The following is a 17,158-nucleotide window of genomic DNA, read 5'->3' as shown; positions in this document are numbered from 1 at the left end:
CCTCAGAGGAACGCAAGCCCCTCGCCCCGGTACGTCGGCACGGTCGCCGTCACCCGGTCGCCCTCGATCAGCCGCAACTCATCGAAGCGCTCGCACAGTTCACCGGCCTTCGCGTGCCGGAACCACACCTTGTCGCCGATCATCAGGTCGTCGGCCGGGGCGCCGAGCAGCGGCGTCTGTACCTCGCCCGGCCCCTCCTGCGGGTCGTAGCGCAGTCCCTCCGGCAGATACGGCACGGGCAGCCGGTCCGCACCCGCGGCCCCGGACGCCGGATAGCCGCCGCCGAGGACCGTCACGACGCCCACTCCCGGCCGGCGCACCACCGGCTGGGCGAACAGCGCCGCCGGACGCGCCGTGAACGACGTGTAGTTGTCGAACAGCCGCGGTACGTAGAGCCCCGAACCGGCCGCTATCTCGGTCACCGCGTGCTCCGCAGCCGTGTGCTGCACACTGCCGGTGCCACCGCCGTTCACGAACTCCAGGTCCGGTGCCACCGCCCGTACCGCCCGCACCACCTCGGCGCGCCGGGCGGCCAGCTCCTTGCGGCCCGCGGCCTGCATCAGCCGGATCGCCCGGGAACGCAGCGGCCGCCCCGCGACCGAGTCCCCGACCCCGGCGATATGCCCCTCGTACGCCATCAGACCCACCAGCCGGAAGCCGGGCCTGCGCGCCACCGAGCGTGCCAGTTCGGCGAGTTGGGCGGGGGAGCGCAGCGGGGAACGCAGCGCGCCGATCCTGACCCGGCCGCCGAGCAGCCGCAGCGAGGTGTCCAGCTCCAGACAGACCCGGATCTCCTCGCGGCCACCGGCCCGCGCCGCGTCGATCAGCTCCAGCTGCGCGTGGTCGTCCACTATCACCGTCACGGCGGCGGCCAGTTTCGGATCTGCGGCCAGCTCCGCGAAGGCGGCCCGGTCGGCCGACGGATAGGCCAGCAGTACGTCGTCGAAACCGGCCCGCGCCAGCCACAGCGACTCGGCCAGCGTGAACGACATGATCCCGGCGAACCCGGGCCGCGCGAGTACCCGCTCCAGCAGCGCCCGGCAGCGCACCGACTTGCTCGCCACCCGGATCGGCTTTCCCGCGGCCCGGCGGACCAGGTCGTCGGCGTTGGCATCGAACGCATCGAGATCGACGATGGCGATCGGGGCGTCCAGATGGGCGGTGGCCCGGTCGTAACGGGTCCGGTCAGCGGCGCGGACAGTCATGGCCGCAGCTTGCCAGACGTCCGTACCGCTGGGTAGGGGGATGATCTGCGCAGTTCGTCCAGGGGCTGGACGTCCCGCTCCCACCGGGGCCGTTCCACCCCGTAGAGTGACGGGCACGCGGCAACCAACGGGCCTGCCTGTGACGTCGATCCGCGCGCGGTACGGAACGGAACCAGGGGGGCGGATGAGTACCGAGGCGCAGCGCGCTCCTGTCCCGCCCCGGCCGACGGCCCCGCCCCCGATGCCGGGACCTGCCGCGAACGCACCCGTTCCCCCGCGCCCACAGACACCACCGTCCGTGGCCCCGGCCGCCCCGGTCCCCGCACCGCAGCGGCGAGCCCCGGACCGGCATCCGCAGCCGACGCCCGCACCCCCGCCCGAAGTCCCGCCCGTGGAGACCACCACGCGGCTCCGGCCGGTACCCCCCGCGCAGCCGCCCGCCGGGACCCGTCGGCGATCCGTCGGCGCCGTGGACCTCACCCCGCGCCCGGGAACGCCCCCGCCACCGCCGGGACAGGCGTACGCTCCGCACGCGTACCAGCCCCCGTACCACTATCCGCACCCCGAGACACCCGCCGAGACCACCACCCGGCTGCGCCCCATCCGCACCCGCCACCCCGCCAGGACCGCGACCGCCGCGGCCTGTGTCGTGCTCGGGCTCGGACTGATCGGCGGCGCGGCCACCGGCGCCTGGCTCACCAGCGACTCCTCCGCCGACCCCGCCGCCCACAGCGCCTACACCGTCGGCCGCTCCGCCTGGCACAGCGTCCCCGTGGACACCCTCTTCCCGCGCACCCTGAACGGCAACGGAGCCGGACCCGGCGGCGCCGACCGCGTCTGGACCCGTATCGCCGTCGCCCCGGACAGCGGCTGCAGGGCAGCCCTGGACCCGCTGCTGGCCAGGACGCTCGGCCCGGTCGGCTGCGCGCGCATGCTCCGCGCCACCTATACCGACGCCACCAGCAGCAGCGTCACCACGGTCGGGGTGATCTTCACCGAGGGCGACACCGAGGCCATGAGGGCGCTGAGCACCCGCTTCACCGACCAGCACCTCGACCGGCGCACCGACCTGATGCCCCGCACGTACCCCGCCAAGGGCACGGTCGCCGCCGGGTTCGGCGACCGGCAGCGCGCCAGCTGGAGCGTCCACATACTGACCGAGGCGCCCGTCATCGTGTTCGCCGTCTCCGGATTCGCCGACGGGCGCACGGTCACCGATCCGCAGCCCGTCAGCAAGGCCACGGCCGTGAACGCCACCACGGCCGCCGCCCAGGCCGGACTCGGCCACGAGGCCAAGGGAATCTCCGACCGGATAGAACGCGGGCTGCGCCGGACTATCACCGACCTCACGGAGAAGCCGGAATGAGCCGCCGCGCCCGCCGCCACCGCCGCGCCCTGGGCGCGGTCTGCGCCGCCACCGCGTTCGCGCTCCTGCCCGCGGCACCGGCCAGGGCCGATGCCATACGGGACCAGCAGTGGGGCCTGCAGGCGCTCCACACCGATCAGGCCTGGCGGACCACCAAGGGCAGGGGCATCACCGTCGCCGTCGTCGACACCGGGGTCGACGGCAGCCTCCCCGACCTGGCGGGCCAGGTACTGCCCGGCAAGGACATGATCGGCTTCGGCGCCGGCCGCGGCGACCGGTCCTGGGCCCGGCACGGCACCGCGATGGCCGGGATCATCGCGGGCCGCGGCCACGGCGTCGGCGGCGCCGACGGAGTGCTCGGCATCGCCCCCGAGGCGAAGATCCTCCCGGTCCGGGTGATCCTCGAAGCCTCCGACCCGGCCCGCACCAAGGCCCGGGAGTCCCGCGGCACGGCCCTCGCCGACGGCATCCGCTGGGCCGCCGACCACGGCGCCGACGTCATCAACCTCTCGCTCGGCGACGACAGCGAGTCGGCGCACCCCGAACCGGGCGAGGACGCCGCCATCCAGTACGCGCTGAAAAAGGGGGCCGTCCTCGTCGCCTCGTCGGGCAACGGAGGCGAGAAGGGCGACCACATCTCGTACCCCGCCGCCTACCCCGGCGTGATCGCGGTCGCCGCCGTCGACCGGTACGGCACCCATGCCGCGTTCTCCACCCGCCGCTGGTACGCCACCGTCAGCGCCCCCGGGGTCGACATCGTCGTCGCCGCCCCCGACCATCAGTACTACGTGGAGTGGGGCACCTCCGCCGCCTCCGCGTTCGTCTCGGGCGCCGTCGCGCTGGTCCGCGCCGCGCATCCGGGGCTGACGCCCGCCCAGATCAAGCAGCTGCTCATGGACACGGCCCGCAGCGCTCCGGCATCCGGCCGGGACGACGCCCGGGGCTACGGCATCGTCGACCCGGCTGCGGCGATCAAGGCCGGAGCCGCGCTCCGCCCCGCCGGCCTGCGCGCCGACTCCGCCGAGGCCGGTTACCGGAAGCGGTATTTCGGCCCCGGCCCCACCCCCGAGCACCACGACGGCACCCCCACAGGCTGGCTGGCCCCCGCCGCAGGCGGCCTGGGAGCGGCCTTGCTCGCACTGGCCGTGGTCCTGTGGCGCGGCAGACCCAGCAAACCACCCACTACGCGACGCTGACCACGCCTGCCGACTCACCCCGCGGCACCAACCACCCATTCATCCCGCGGCACCGAGCACGCCCACCGCCGCCTTCGCCGCCGACTCGACGCGTGCGATCCCCGTCTCCTTCGTCCGGTGTCCGCCCGAGAGCACCGCCACCAGATAGACGCGGCCGCCCGACCTCACCCGGCCGATGCTGTTGATGTCCCACAGCCCGGTCGTCGTCCGGGGCATCCAGCCGTTCTTCAGGGCCCAGCTGCTGCCCGCCGCCGACACCCCCCACTGCTGGTCGGCCTCCACCTGGCCCATCAGCCCCTGCAGATACGTACGGGAAGCCTCGCTCAGCTCCGATTCCGTACCGAACACCGCCTTCAGCAGCGTGAGCTGATCCGCCGCCGTGGTCCGGGTCAGCCCCCAGGCGTGCGCCGCCGCCGTCCCGGTCAGGCCCAGGCGTTCATTGGCCGCGTCGAGTGCCTCCGGCCCGCCGATCGCCCGCAGCAGCGCGGTGGCGGAGGCGTTGTCGCTCCGCTCGATCATGGCGGTCGCGTAGCCGCGCTCGACGGCGGTGAGCGCGCGCTTGTCGTCCTGCGCCCCGAGCAGCAGGGCCGCGAGTATGTCGACCTTGACGATGCTGGCGGTGTCGAACGCCCCGTCCCCGTAGACCGCCCGCGCCCCGCTCCCGGTGTCCAGCACCGCGACGGACAGCTCCGCGTCACCCGCGTCGGCCAGCAGCGGTTCCACCGCCGCCGCCAGCGCCGCGTCGAGATCCACCTTCGGCTCCTCACTCGTCGTCGCCGGGACCGGAGCGGCCCCTGCTGTCCGCATCGACGGTACGGACGATACGGAGGCCGAGGCGCGGGGAGAGTGATCGCCGGACCGGCCGGCCGAACCCGTCAGCAGGATCACGGCCGCCACGGCCGTCACGGACGCGGACAGGGCGGAGCCGCGGAATCTGTTTCGGGACATGCCCGGACGCTAGGAACGGCACCTGAGAACCGGCTGAGCCCGACCTGTTGCCAGGCTGAGAAACCCCAGGGACTACGCTCGCCCCGTGGCGCTGAAGAACATTCCGGACCCCGGTTACTCCGACGACGACGGCACGGCCGACCCGTCCCTGGCCGCGGCACTCGCCGCCTGGGCCGAGGACCGCAAGGCCGTCGGCCCGGTGCTCGAAGCACTCAAGGGCGCCCGGCTCCTGGTCCCCGTCGTCGCCGTGCTCGGCGAAGTGGAGGAGGTCGCTCAGGAGGGGCACGAAGCTCATCGCAAGGGCGGGCTGCGCCGCGAGAAGACCAGCGACATGGCCGTGCCCACCCTCCAGGCCGGGGACCGCCGCGCCCTGCCCGCCTTCACCTCGACCGCCTCGCTGGCCCGCTGGGACCCGCAGGCCCGCCCCGTCGCCGTACCCCTGCACCAGGCGCTGCAGGCCGCCGCGCACGAGAAGGCGGACACGGTCGTCCTCGATCTCGCAGGACCGGTCGCGTTCGAGCTGACCGGCTCCGCACTGCTCGCCCTCGCCGAGGGCCGCACCAGCGCCGACCCGCTGGACGACCCGGCGGTCACCGGGGCCGTACGGGACGCGGTCGCCGCCGAGCCCGCGGTGGTGCGCGCCCACCTCGGCCCCGGCCGGGCGGACGGCACCCTCGCCCTCGTCCTGGCACCCGGCGCGGACCCCGCCCACGCGGCCCGCCGGGTCGCGGAACGGCTGGCGGCCGATGAGGTCCTGCGCGCCCGCCTGGTGCGCGGCCTGGACCTGGCGCTGCTCCCGGCCGGTGCGGCCACGCCGGGCGAGGCCCTGTTCACGCGCTGATCGCCCGACGACATGAGCCCCCTGCCCACGAAGGGCAGGGGGCTCAGTTCTTGTACGAGGCAATTACGAGGCAATTACGAGGCAATAAGGGGCAGGGGGTAGAAGGGCAGGCGCGCGGCGCGGGCTCAGCCGAAGACGGGGCCGGTGTACTTCTCGCCCGGGCCCTGGCCGGGCTCGTCCGGTACGAGCGACGCCTCGCGGAACGCCAGCTGCAGGGACTTCAGGCCGTCACGCAGCGGAGCCGCGTGGAAGGAGCTGATCTCGGTGGTGCTGGCGTCCAGCAGACCGGCCAGCGCGTGCACCAGCTTGCGGGCCTCGTCGAGGTCCTTGTGCTTGTCGCCGTCCTCGGTGAGTCCGAGCTTCACGGCGGCGGCGCTCATCAGATTGACCGCGACCGTCACGATCACCTCGACCGCGGGGACCTCCGCGATGTCGCGGGTCATGTCGTCGAAGCCGGGGGAATCGTTGGTGGGGGTCGCGTCACTCATGCGCCATACGATAGGCCCACCCCGACGCCGCCCCGTCTGCGGGAGCGGTGCACGACGGCCGGTTAGCGTACGCCCGGGGGAGCTGCTAACCTTGTGTAACGACCGGCTGGGCAGCTATGTGCCCGGCCCACAAGTGGAGGCTCCGATCTCCCACCTGGCTGTCCTTTCGGACGGCGGGTCACCGGTCAGGTGGCGCCCATCGTTCCGTACGGACGATGGAGCCGCCCGATGCGCCCCGCGGTTGACCGCGGCGGTGTTCCGGTTTGCCAGGAGCCCCGCCTGTGTCCCGTCCGGGGCATTTTTGATGTGCTGGTGCGGTTGGTCTCAGGAAAACAGACGTTACGTGGCTGTCTGCCAGGCGGCCGCGTGGTGCTACCGAGGAGGATCCATCAGCGCCGAGCCCCGCATCAACGACCGGATTCGCGTTCCCGAGGTGCGACTTGTCGGTCCCAGCGGCGAGCAGGTCGGGATTGTTCCGCTTGCCAAAGCCCTGGAACTCGCACAGGAGTACGACCTCGACCTGGTCGAGGTGGCGGCGACCGCCCGTCCGCCCGTGTGCAAGCTCATGGACTACGGGAAGTTCAAGTACGAGTCGGCCATGAAGGCCCGTGAGGCGCGCAAGAACCAGGCGCACACGGTCATCAAGGAGATGAAGCTCCGGCCGAAGATCGACCCGCACGACTATGACACCAAGAAGGGTCACGTCGTCCGGTTCCTCAAGCAGGGCGACAAGGTCAAGATCACGATCATGTTCCGTGGTCGTGAGCAGTCACGCCCCGAGCTGGGCTTCCGACTGCTCCAGCGTCTCGCTTCGGACGTGGAGGAACTCGGCTTCATCGAGTCCAACCCGAAGCAGGACGGCCGGAACATGATCATGGTTCTGGGCCCGCACAAGAAGAAGACCGAAGCCATGGCCGAGGCCCGCGAGGCCCAGGCCGCCCGCAAGGCGGAGCGTCAGGGTTCCACCCCCGACGCCGACGCCGCGGACCAGGCCGCCGAAACGCAGCCCGAGGCTCCGGCCGATACACCTTCCGAGGCCTGACCTCAAGGGGGCCGCCATCCAGGCGGCCCCGGGTCTCCCCGGAATTCCCACCAAGATCTGACGCCCCTGCTGTCCGGTGCCCGCACCGAGAGGGGCGCCACTGACGAGGAGAGAACGGCGCGATGCCGAAGAACAAGACGCACAGCGGTGCCAGCAAGCGCTTCAAGATCACCGGCTCCGGCAAGGTGCTCCGTGAGCGCGCCGGCAAGCGCCACCTTCTTGAGCACAAGTCGTCCAAGAAGACCCGCTCGCTGACCGGCACGGTCGAGCTGGCCCCGGCCGACGCCAAGAAGGTCAAGAAGCTTCTCGGCAAGTGAGTCGGCGGCCCTCGGAGCATCCGGGGGCGGCGACCTCGACTCAGACCGGGACCAATTCGTTTCCGGGCCGTGTGAGTCCAACCACGGCCCCGCTACAAGGAGTTAAAAAGTGGCACGCGTCAAGCGGGCAGTAAACGCTCACAAGAAGCGCCGGGCAATCCTCGAGCAGGCCAGCGGTTACCGGGGCCAGCGCTCCCGCCTGTACCGCAAGGCGAAGGAGCAGGTCACCCACTCCCTCGTCTACAACTACAACGACCGCAAGAAGCGCAAGGGCGACTTCCGTCAGCTGTGGATCCAGCGCATCAACGCCGCTGCCCGCCAGAACGGCATGACGTACAACCGCCTCATCCAGGGTCTGAAGGCCGCCAACGTCGAGGTGGACCGCAAGATCCTGGCCGAGCTCGCGGTCAACGACGCCAACGCGTTCGCCGCCCTCGTCGAGGTCGCCCAGAAGGCCCTCCCGAGCGACGTCAACGCCCCGAAGGCCGCCTGATCCAGGTCGCACTTCTCGGTTTCTGAGCCGGACCCGCAGGCGCTCGCCGTCTGCGGGTCCGGTGCGTTGCACGACATGTTCCGTACGCAGAGAGGCTCGCCGCCGACCATGGGCACCCCCGAACTGATCTCCCCGCGATCGCCGCGCGTCACCGCCGCCCGGCGGCTGGCAAAGCGCAACTTCCGCGGCAAGGAGCGCAGGTTCATCGCCGAGGGGCCGCAGGCCGTGCGCGAGGCCGCCGAGCACCGCGGCAGCGACGGCGAACCGACGCTGATCGAGCTGTTCGCCACCGTCGAGGCGGCCGAGCGGTACGCCGACATCGTCGACGCCGCCCATGCGGCCGGCGCCCGGGTCCACCTCGCGGACGGCGATGTCCTCGCCGATGTGTCGCAGACCGTCACCCCGCAGGGACTGATCGGTGTCTGCCGTTTTCTCGACTCGCCGTTCGACGCCATCCTCGCCGCGCGGCCGAAGCTGGTCGCCGTCCTCGCTCACGTACGCGACCCCGGGAACGCCGGTACGGTGCTGCGCTGCGCCGACGCCGCGGGAGCCGATGCCGTCGTGCTCACCGACGCCTCGGTGGACCTCTACAACCCCAAGTCCGTCCGGGCCTCCGTCGGCTCGCTCTTCCATCTGCCGGTCGCCGTCGGCGTCCCGGTCGAGCGGGCCGTGCAGGGGCTGAGGGAGGCGGGCGTACGGATTCTCGCCGCCGACGGCGCGGGCGACGACGACCTCGACGACGAGCTCGACGCCGGGACCATGGGCGGGCCGACCGCCTGGGTCTTCGGCAACGAGGCCTGGGGCCTGCCGGAGGAGACCCGGGCACTGGCCGACGCCGTCGTCAGGGTGCCGATCCACGGCAAGGCGGAGAGCCTCAATCTGGCCACGGCCGCGGCCGTCTGTCTGTACGCCTCCGCACGGGCCCAGCGCACCCGCCGCTGAGGCCGTCGCCCGCAGGGTGTCGCTCCGTCACCGACGACTAGTAGGGTGACGAACTCGGGGGCCCACTGCACCGGTTCGAGAGGTGGGACATGGCTGTCGGCATGAGCAGGCCGCGCGGGACACACGCGGCCGTCGTGCGCGCCTGCGAGAGCCCGGACACGGAGGGCGAACCGGCCGACGGCCGGGACATCGGGCCCGTCGACGCGACCGTCGACCCCGACGACCTCCCCGACGGCCTGGTCATCGCCGACGAGAACGGCCGGGTCGTCTGCTTCAACTCCGCGGCCTCCCGGATCACCGCCGTGCCCCGCGCCGCCGCCCTCGGCCACCCCCTGGAGCACGCGCTGCCGCTGGAGGACCTCAAGGGCCGCCGCTGGTGGGCCCTGACCGATCCGTACGGCGGCCTCGCCACCCGCGTCGGCCAGCCGGAGCGCAATCTGCTGCTGCCCGGCGGCCGCGAGGTCCTGGTCTCCGCACGGTACGTACGCGAGCGCCCGACCGGTCCCGTGCGCCGCCTGGTGATCTCGCTGCGTGGCACCGAGGCCCGCCGCCGCACCGAACGCAGCCACGCCGAGCTGATCGCGACGGTCGCACACGAGCTGCGCTCCCCGCTGACCTCCGTCAAGGGCTTCACCGCGACCCTCCTCGCCAAGTGGGAGCGGTTCACCGACGACCAGAAACGCCTGATGCTGGAGACCGTCGACGCCGACGCGGGCCGGGTCACCCGGCTCATCGCCGAACTGCTGGACATCTCCCGGATCGACTCCGGCCGGCTGGAGCTGCGGCGGCAGCCCGTGGACCTCTCCGCCGCCGTCGAGCGCCACGTCCAGGCCCTCACCGCGAACGGCCAGACCCCCGACCGCTTCCTCGTGCGCACCTGCCAGCCGCTGCCCGTGGTCTGGGCCGACCCGGACAAGGTCGACCAGGTGCTGGGCAATCTGCTGGAAAACGCGGTGCGCCACGGCGAGGGAACCGTCACCATTGCAGTCGCACCCGCATCCGTACCCGCGAAGAGCGACGAGAAGGGAACGGCCGTCACCGTGAGCGACGAAGGCCCCGGCATCCCCGAGGAGTCGATGGGCCGTGTCTTCACCCGCTTCTGGCGGGGGAGCAAGCGCGGCGGCACGGGCCTGGGCCTCTACATCGTCAAGGGCATCGTCGAGGCGCACGGCGGCACGATCACGGTCGGCCGCGGCCCCGGCGGCGGCGCGGAGTTCCGATTTATTCTGCCCGTGAGCACGCCGGCCTACCTGGTCTGAGCAGCCCACGGGCCTCCCACACATCCCATGACCCTTAGACTCGACCTTTGGCACCTTTGCGTCCTCCAGTCGTCGAGCGGGGCCATGGGGGTCCCGGGTATGCCCCGGTAAGCGCAGTTCCAGCCAATCGGAAGCACGGGAAGAGATGTCGGCACCGAACAAGTCGTACGACCCAGTAGAGGTCGAGGCACTGAAACCGGAAGAGATCGAGCGCATGCGGGACGAGGCGTTCGCCGCCTTCGCCGCCGCCGGTGACCTCGACGCGCTCGCCCAGGCGAAGACCGCGCACACCGGTGGTACCTCGCCCCTGTCGCTCGCCAACCGGGAGATCGGCGCTCTGCCGCCGCAGGCCAAGGCCGAGGCGGGCAAGCGCGTGGGCCAGGCCCGCGGCGCCGTGAGCAAGGCCCTCGCCGCCCGCCAGACGGAGCTGGAGGCCGAGCGGGACGCCCGCGTGCTGGTCGAGGAGGCGGTGGATGTCACGCTGCCCCACGACCGCATCCCGGCCGGGGCCCGCCACCCGCTGACGACCTTCATGGAGCGCGTCGCGGACGTCTTCGTGGCCATGGGCTACGAGGTCGCCGAGGGCCCCGAGGTCGAGGCGGAGTGGTTCAACTTCGACGCCCTGAACTTCGTGCCCGACCACCCGGCCCGGCAGATGCAGGACACCTTCTTCGTCCAGGGCGCCGACGGTGCCAGGAACGACGAGTCCGGTGTCGTCCTGCGTACGCACACCTCGCCGGTCCAGGCCCGCACCCTGCTCGACCGCGAGCCCCCCGTCTACGTCGTCTGCCCCGGCCGCGTCTACCGCACCGACGAGCTCGACGCGACCCACACCCCGGTCTTCCACCAGATCGAGCTGCTCGCCGTCGACGAGGGCCTCACCATGGCCGACCTCAAGGGCACCCTCGACCACATGGTCCAGGCGCTCTTCGGCCCGGACATGAAGACCCGGCTCCGGCCGAACTTCTTCCCGTTCACCGAGCCGTCCGCCGAGATGGACATGGTCTGCTACGTCTGCCGCGGCGCCTCCGTCGGCAACCCGGACCGCCCCTGCCGCACCTGCGGCAGCGAGGGCTGGATCGAGCTCGGCGGCTGCGGCATGGTCAACCCCAAGGTGCTCATCGCCTGTGGTGTCGACCCCCAGAAGTACAGCGGATTCGCCTTCGGGTTCGGCATCGAACGGATGCTGATGTTCCGCCACAACGTCGAAGACATGCGAGACATGGTCGAGGGTGACGTCCGGTTCACCCGGCCGTTCGGGATGGAGATCTGATGCGCGTCCCGCTTTCCTGGCTGCGGGAGTACGTCGACCTGCCGGCGACGGAGACCGGCCGAGACGTACAGGCCAAGCTCGTCGCCGTGGGCCTGGAGGTCGAGACCGTCGAGCAGCTCGGCGCCGGCCTCAAGGGCCCCCTGGTCGTCGGACAGGTATTGACCATCGAGGAGCTGGAGGGCTTCAAGAAGCCCATCCGCTTCTGCACGGTCGACGTCGGCAACGCCAACGGCACCGGCGAGCCGCAGGAGATCGTCTGCGGCGCCCGTAACTTCTCCGTCGGCGACAAGGTCGTCGTGGTCCTCCCGGGCGCCGTCCTGCCCGGCGACTTCGCGATCGCCGCACGCAAGACGTACGGCAAGACCTCGCACGGCATGATCTGCTCCACCGACGAGCTCGGCATGGGCGACGACGGCACCCACGGCATCATCGTGCTGCCGCCGGAGCACGAGGCGGGCTCCGACGCGATCGAGCTGCTCCAGCTCGTCGACGAGGTCCTCGACATCGCCGTCACGCCGGATCGCGGCTACTGCCTGTCCATGCGTGGCGTCGCGCGCGAGACCGCCATCGCGTACGGGCTGCCGCTGCGCGACCCGGCGCTCCTCGACGTGCCCGCGCCGAACGCGTTCGGCTACCCGGTCAAGGTCGCCGACCCGATCGGCTGCGACAAGTTCACCGCGCGCACCGTCGTCGGCCTGCAGCCCGAGGCCCGCTCCCCGATCTGGCTGCAGCGCAGGCTGCAGAAGGCCGGGATGCGCCCGATCTCGCTCGCCGTCGACATCACCAACTACGTGATGCTGGAGCTCGGCCAGCCGCTGCACGCCTACGACCGCACCCGCATCGACGGGCCGATCGGGGTGCGCCGCGCCCAGCAGGGCGAGAAGCTCACCACTCTCGACGGCACGGTCCGCGTCCTGGACGCCGAGGACCTGGTCATCACCGACAACCGCGGGCCGATCGGCCTCGCCGGCGTCATGGGCGGTGCCAACACGGAGATCGCGGACGTCCAGGAAGGTGCGCACAGCACCACCGAGGTCGTCATCGAGGCCGCGCACTTCGACGCGATCTCGATCGCCAGGACCGCACGCCGCCACAAGCTGTCCTCCGAGGCGTCCAAGCGCTTCGAGCGCGGCGCCGACCCGCAGGCCGCGGCCGCCGCCGCACAGCGCACCGTCGACCTGCTGGTGCTGCTCGCCGGCGGCACCGCCGAGGCCGGGGTCACCGAGGTCACCGCCCCGTCCGCGCCCCACACCATCGCGATGCCCGCCGACCACCCCGACCGGGTGGCGGGTGTCGGCTACGGCCGCGAGGCCGTCGTACGCCGCCTCCAGCAGGTCGGCTGCGACGTCTACGGACAGGACGAGCTGCTCGTCACCGTGCCGTCCTGGCGGCCCGACCTGCGCGAGCCGAACGACCTCGCCGAAGAGGTCATCCGGCTGGAGGGCTACGAGAACCTCCCCTCCACCCTCCCGACGCCGCCGTCCGGCCGCGGGCTCACCGACCGCCAGCGGCTGCGGCGCAAGGTCGGCCGGGCGCTCGCCGGAGCCGGCTACGTCGAGGCGCTGAACTACCCGTTCATCGGCGACGCCGTGCTCGACCAGCTCGGGATCGACGCCGACGACGCCCGCCGCCGTACGGTCCAGCTCGTCAACCCGCTCTCCGACGAGGAGCCGGCGCTGCGCACCACGCTGCTGCCGGGCCTGCTCGGCGCACTGCGGCGCAACGACGGCCGCGGCAGCCACGACCTCGCGCTCTTCGAGACCGGCCTGGTCTTCAGGCCGACCGGCACCGAGACGAAGGCCGCACGGCTGCCCGTCGACCGCCGTCCCACCGACGAGGAGATCGCCGGGCTCAACGCCACGCTGCCGCGTCAGCCGCGCCGCGCCGCCGTCGTCCTCGCGGGCGCCCGCGAGCAGGCCGGCTGGTGGGGCAAGGGCCGCCCGGCCGACTGGGCGGACTCCATCGAGGCCGCCCGTACGATCGCCCGCGAGGCCGGTGTCGAGGTGACCGTCCGCAGCGACCAGCACGCGCCGTGGCACCCGGGCCGCTGCGCCGCGCTCTACCTCACGGTGAACGGCGAGGAGACCCTCTTCGGACACGCCGGTGAGCTGCACCCGCGTGTCATCAAGGAGCTCCACCTGCCGGAGCGCACCTGCGCCATGGAGGTCGAGCTCGACCTCCTGGAGCAGGCCGCCGACGGCGCGCTCCGGGCGCCCCGGATCTCCGCCTTCCCGGTGGCGACCCAGGACGTCGCGCTGGTCGTCGCCGAGGGCGTTCCCGCCGCCGAGGTCGAGCAGGCGCTGCGTGCCGGTGCGGGTGAACTCCTCGAATCGCTGCGGCTGTTCGACGTCTTCACCGGCGATCAGATCGGTGCGGGCCGCAAATCCCTGGCGTACGCGCTGCGTTTCCGCGCGGCGGACCGCACGCTGACGGTCGACGAGGCCTCGGCCGCGCGCGATGCCGCGGTGGCCCTGGCCGCCGAGCGGACGGGCGCGGTGCTGCGGGGCGCATGACGCGCCGCACATCATGAAGGAGGGGCGTATCCGACGACCGGATACGCCCCTTCCGTGCTCGCCGTGCGGCACAGAACCGCACCCGGGCGATCCCCGCACCGTCCGCGCCGCCACGGAGTGTCGGGCAGGTCGGCGGAACGGACGGTGCGAGTGCGGGTCGTCGACTGTACGAGGGGGAGCGGACGACCCGGCCGCCTCTTGCGAGAGGACTGATTCAACCGATCCGTGCACCGGCGCGACAGAGCGCGCGGCGGGACGGTTCGGGCATTCCGTTCACACCCCGTGTGAATCGTGCTCCACTGGTGCGACACGCCTCGGCGTGCCGAACCACCGGAGGGGCACATGGGGGCAATGGAGCCCAACATTCTGCTGGCGTCCCTGATCGAGGAGGCGGGCGTCTCCCGGGCGGGCCTTGCCGCGCACATCAACCGGGCCGGCCGCTCCCGCGGACTGTGCCTGCGCTACGAACACACCGCGGTGTCCCGCTGGCTGAAGGGGCAGCGTCCGCGCGGCCAGGTGCCGGACCTGATCTGCGAAGTGCTCGGAAACCGGCTGAACAGGCCTCTTTCGCTGGACGACATCGGCATGGCGACCGCGGGCCCCGGCGTGCCCGCGCCCGCGTCCACGCTCGGCGGATTCGTCGAGCGGGCCACCGCGCTGTGGCGCTCCGACGATCAGAAGCACCCGCACATCCTCGCCTCGCCCGCCGTCACGGGCACCACGGCGGTGATGCCGGTCTGGGAGTGGGAGAACCCGCCCGAGGACACCGATGTCTCCCGCAGCGGCACGACCCGGGTCGGCATGGCCGACATCGTGACCCTGCGGGCGGCCCGTGCCCACTACGAACTGATGTACCGCAGGGCAGGCGGAATCGCGACCCGTTCCCGCATCGTCGGCTTCCTCAACGCCGAGACCGCCCCGCTTCTGCGCGGTGGCTACAGCGATGCGATGGGGCGCCAACTGCACCGGGCGACGGGCGGGTTGGTCGCGGTCGCGGGCATCTGTGCCTACGACTCCGATGCGCACGGGCTCGCCCAGCGCTACTTCCACCAGGCGCTGCGGCTGGCCAAGGCGAGCGGGGACCGGGGGCTCGGCGGCTATGTGATCGCCCTGTTGGTCAACCAGTCGCTGTTCCTCGCCGACTACCGGCAGTCGGTGGCCTTCGCACAGGCGGCGCTGCGGGCCGCCGGCCGGCACATCACTCCCGCGCTGGCCGCCGACCTGTACGCGATGCAGGCCAAGGCGTACGCCCGCATCGGCGACTCGGCAAGCGCCCTGGAGTGCATCCGGCGCGCCGAGGCGCAGGCCGAACGCATCCGGCCGGGCCATGAACCGGACGAGACGGGGTACGTCCAGCCGGGCCTGGTCGATGTGCAGGTGGCCGAGGCCCTGCTAGCCCTCGGAGATCTGCCGGGGGCCAGGGAGCACGCGGCGACGGCCGTACGGACCCCGGCGCACGACCGGGGCCGGGTGCACCGGCTGGCCATGCTGACCCATATCGAGCTGCGCCAGGGCGAGGCGGACCGGGCGGCGGCCACGGCCGTGGAGATGGCGGAGCGGGCCAGGGGGATGGAGTCGCAGCGGCTGCGCGACCGGCTGCGTGCGGTGCGCGAGGATCTGATCGCGAGCGGCTGCGCGGATGCGGGGCGGGCCGCCGAACTGATCGACGGGGCGCTGCGCGTACCGCTGTGATCCCGTACCGCTGTGACTCCGTACCGCTGTGATCTCGCACCCGCGGGTATCGGTATGTTCCCCTCCGGTCCCACTCCTGCTGCGATGTTGCCACCTACTTGTCGGAAGGTGGCAGAACTGTGCAATGGGCGAATCTGAACGAACAAACCGTGTATGAAAACCGCTGGTTCCGGGTCAATCTGGCGGATGTGCTCATCCCCGACGGCCGCCGTCTCGACCACTACCTCATCCGGCTCCGCCCCGTCGCGGCGGCCACCGTCGTCAACGAGGCCAACGAGGTGCTGCTGCTGTGGCGCCACCGGTTCATCACCGACAGCTGGGGCTGGGAACTCGCCGCGGGCGTCGTCGAGGACGGCGAGGACATCGCGGCCGCGGCCGCCCGGGAGATGGAGGAGGAGACCGGCTGGCGCCCCGGCCCGCTGCGTCCGCTGCTGACCGTGGAGCCGTCGAACGGCCTGACTGACGCCCGGCACCACTTCTACTGGTCCGAGGAGGCCACCTGGACCGGCCACCCGAGCGACGACTTCGAGTCCTCGCGCCGCGAGTGGATACCGCTCAAGCTGGTGCCCGACATGATCGCCCGCGGCGAGGTCCCGGCCGCGGGCATGGTGGCCGGGCTGATGATGCTCCATCACTTACGGCTGGGCTGAGGCGACTCGGAACGCGTACGGGGCCGGTCGGGGGTTGCCCGGCCGGCCCCGTACGGGCACGAGCGACGGATCAGGAGTACGGGTAGAAGCCCGAGCCCGTCTTGCGGCCGAGCCTGCCCGCGTCCACCATCCGCTGGAGCAGCGGGGGAGCGGCGTACAGCGGCTCCTTGAACTCCGCGTACATCGAGTCGGCGACCGAGGCCACGGTGTCCAGGCCGATCAGGTCGGAGAGCTTGAGCGGGCCCATCGGGTGGGCGCAGCCGAGCTCCATGCCGTTGTCGATGTCCTCACGGCTGGCGATCCCCGACTCGAACATCCGGATCGCGGAGAGCAGATACGGAATCAGCAGTGCGTTGACGACGAAGCCGGAGCGGTCCTGGGCGCGGATCGGGTGCTTGCCGAGCACGTCCTGCACCAGGGCCTCGGCGCGCTTCACCGTCTCGTCGGACGTCGTCAGCGCGGGGATGAGCTCGACGAGCTTCTGCACCGGCGCCGGGTTGAAGAAGTGGATGCCGATGACCTGGTCCGGTCGAGAGGTGGCCACGGCCAGCTTCACCAGCGGGATGGAGGAGGTGTTCGAGGCGAGGATCGCGTCCTGCCGGGTCACCACCTGGTCGAGCACCTGGAAGATCTCGGTCTTGACCTGCTCGTTCTCCACGACGGCCTCGATGACGAGATCGCGGTCGGCGAACTCCCCGAGGTCGGTGGTGAAGCTCAGACGAGCCAGCGTCTCGTCGCGCTCCTGCGGAGTGATTTTGCCGCGTTCGGCGGCCTTCGAGAGGGAGTTGTGCAGCCGGGTGCGGCCGATCTCCAGCGCCTCGCCTGTGGTCTCGGCGACCCTGACCTCAAGACCGCTGCGGGCGCACACCTCCGCGATCCCCGCGCCCATCTGGCCACAGCCCACCACTCCGACGCGTGCAATGTCGGCCATAG

16 protein-coding genes are annotated in these 17,158 nt (G+C 71.9%); 12 read left to right on the top strand and 4 right to left on the bottom strand.

All coding sequences use genetic code 11. The annotated features are described in order from the left end of the window. Positions 1-2: 2 nt before the first annotated feature. Positions 3-1,205, bottom strand: coding sequence for an amino acid deaminase/aldolase (locus OG507_RS07595; protein ID WP_327366372.1), 1,203 nt, complete (start codon positions 1,203-1,205; stop codon positions 3-5). 469 nt (positions 1,206-1,674) lie between these two features. Between OG507_RS07595 and OG507_RS07590 the strand changes: the two genes are divergently transcribed. Further along, positions 1,675-2,571: a hypothetical protein gene (locus OG507_RS07590; RefSeq protein WP_327371889.1), complete on the top strand. Its 897-nt coding sequence runs from the start codon at positions 1,675-1,677 to the stop codon at positions 2,569-2,571. Continuing rightward, complete coding sequence (mycP, locus tag OG507_RS07585) at positions 2,568-3,767, top strand: type VII secretion-associated serine protease mycosin (RefSeq protein WP_327366371.1); 1,200 nt, start codon at positions 2,568-2,570, stop codon at positions 3,765-3,767. Before OG507_RS07590 ends, mycP begins: the two co-directional genes overlap by 4 nt. A 39-nt stretch (positions 3,768-3,806) precedes the next feature. On the opposite strand, the gene OG507_RS07580 is transcribed toward mycP, so the two are convergent. Continuing rightward, complete coding sequence (locus OG507_RS07580; protein ID WP_327366370.1) at positions 3,807-4,715, bottom strand: serine hydrolase; 909 nt, start codon at positions 4,713-4,715, stop codon at positions 3,807-3,809. 85 nt (positions 4,716-4,800) lie between these two features. Between OG507_RS07580 and OG507_RS07575 the strand changes: the two genes are divergently transcribed. Beyond that, positions 4,801-5,556 (top strand): SseB family protein, encoded by a 756-nt coding sequence (locus OG507_RS07575; protein ID WP_327366369.1) that lies wholly within the window; start codon positions 4,801-4,803, stop codon positions 5,554-5,556. 125 nt (positions 5,557-5,681) lie between these two features. Here OG507_RS07575 and OG507_RS07570 read toward each other — a convergent pair whose 3' ends face one another. Then, positions 5,682-6,044: a DUF1844 domain-containing protein gene (locus OG507_RS07570; protein WP_327366368.1), complete on the bottom strand. Its 363-nt coding sequence runs from the start codon at positions 6,042-6,044 to the stop codon at positions 5,682-5,684. Between the two features lie 304 nt (positions 6,045-6,348). Here OG507_RS07570 and infC point away from each other — a divergent pair, with 304 nt between their 5' ends. The 9 genes from infC to OG507_RS07525 all read left to right on the top strand — a co-directional run bounded on the left by infC (position 6,349) and on the right by OG507_RS07525 (position 16,225). Further along, complete coding sequence (infC, locus tag OG507_RS07565; RefSeq protein WP_442810953.1) at positions 6,349-7,086, top strand: translation initiation factor IF-3; 738 nt, start codon at positions 6,349-6,351, stop codon at positions 7,084-7,086. A 122-nt stretch (positions 7,087-7,208) separates the two neighbouring features. After that, positions 7,209-7,403, top strand: coding sequence for a 50S ribosomal protein L35 (rpmI, locus tag OG507_RS07560; RefSeq protein WP_114243588.1), 195 nt, complete (start codon positions 7,209-7,211; stop codon positions 7,401-7,403). Positions 7,404-7,512: 109 nt separating this feature from the next. Then, positions 7,513-7,896: a 50S ribosomal protein L20 gene (rplT, locus tag OG507_RS07555; RefSeq protein ID WP_143625552.1), complete on the top strand. Its 384-nt coding sequence runs from the start codon at positions 7,513-7,515 to the stop codon at positions 7,894-7,896. Between the two features lie 108 nt (positions 7,897-8,004). After that, positions 8,005-8,838: a TrmH family RNA methyltransferase gene (locus tag OG507_RS07550; RefSeq protein WP_327371888.1), complete on the top strand. Its 834-nt coding sequence runs from the start codon at positions 8,005-8,007 to the stop codon at positions 8,836-8,838. 89 nt (positions 8,839-8,927) lie between these two features. Continuing rightward, the gene (locus OG507_RS07545) at positions 8,928-10,097 is read left to right on the top strand and encodes a sensor histidine kinase (RefSeq protein WP_327366365.1); all 1,170 of its coding nucleotides are present in this window, start codon (positions 8,928-8,930) and stop codon (positions 10,095-10,097) included. A gap of 145 nt (positions 10,098-10,242) precedes the next feature. Next, positions 10,243-11,370, top strand: a complete 1,128-nt coding sequence (pheS, locus tag OG507_RS07540) for a phenylalanine--tRNA ligase subunit alpha (RefSeq protein WP_327366364.1) — start codon at positions 10,243-10,245, stop codon at positions 11,368-11,370. Then, positions 11,370-13,883 carry a phenylalanine--tRNA ligase subunit beta gene (pheT, locus tag OG507_RS07535; protein ID WP_327366363.1) on the top strand — a complete coding sequence of 838 codons (2,514 nt, stop codon included), beginning with the start codon at positions 11,370-11,372 and terminating at the stop codon, positions 13,881-13,883. The genes pheS and pheT overlap by 1 nt, the downstream gene beginning before the upstream one ends. Before the next feature lie 351 nt (positions 13,884-14,234). Next, positions 14,235-15,575, top strand: a complete 1,341-nt coding sequence (locus OG507_RS07530) for a transcriptional regulator (protein WP_327366362.1) — start codon at positions 14,235-14,237, stop codon at positions 15,573-15,575. A gap of 119 nt (positions 15,576-15,694) precedes the next feature. After that, complete coding sequence (locus OG507_RS07525) at positions 15,695-16,225, top strand: NUDIX domain-containing protein (RefSeq protein ID WP_327366361.1); 531 nt, start codon at positions 15,695-15,697, stop codon at positions 16,223-16,225. Between the two features lie 70 nt (positions 16,226-16,295). On the opposite strand, the gene OG507_RS07520 is transcribed toward OG507_RS07525, so the two are convergent. Next, entirely contained in the window at positions 16,296-17,156 is an 861-nt protein-coding gene (locus OG507_RS07520) for a 3-hydroxybutyryl-CoA dehydrogenase (RefSeq protein WP_327366360.1), read from the bottom strand. Positions 17,157-17,158: the final 2 nt, after the last annotated feature.

It is taken from the genome of Streptomyces sp. NBC_01217 (assembly GCF_035994185.1).
In the GTDB taxonomy this organism is placed as follows: domain Bacteria; phylum Actinomycetota; class Actinomycetes; order Streptomycetales; family Streptomycetaceae; genus Streptomyces.
The sequence above is the reverse complement of the archived record's forward strand: the minus strand, read 5'-3'. Positions and strand labels throughout refer to the sequence as shown.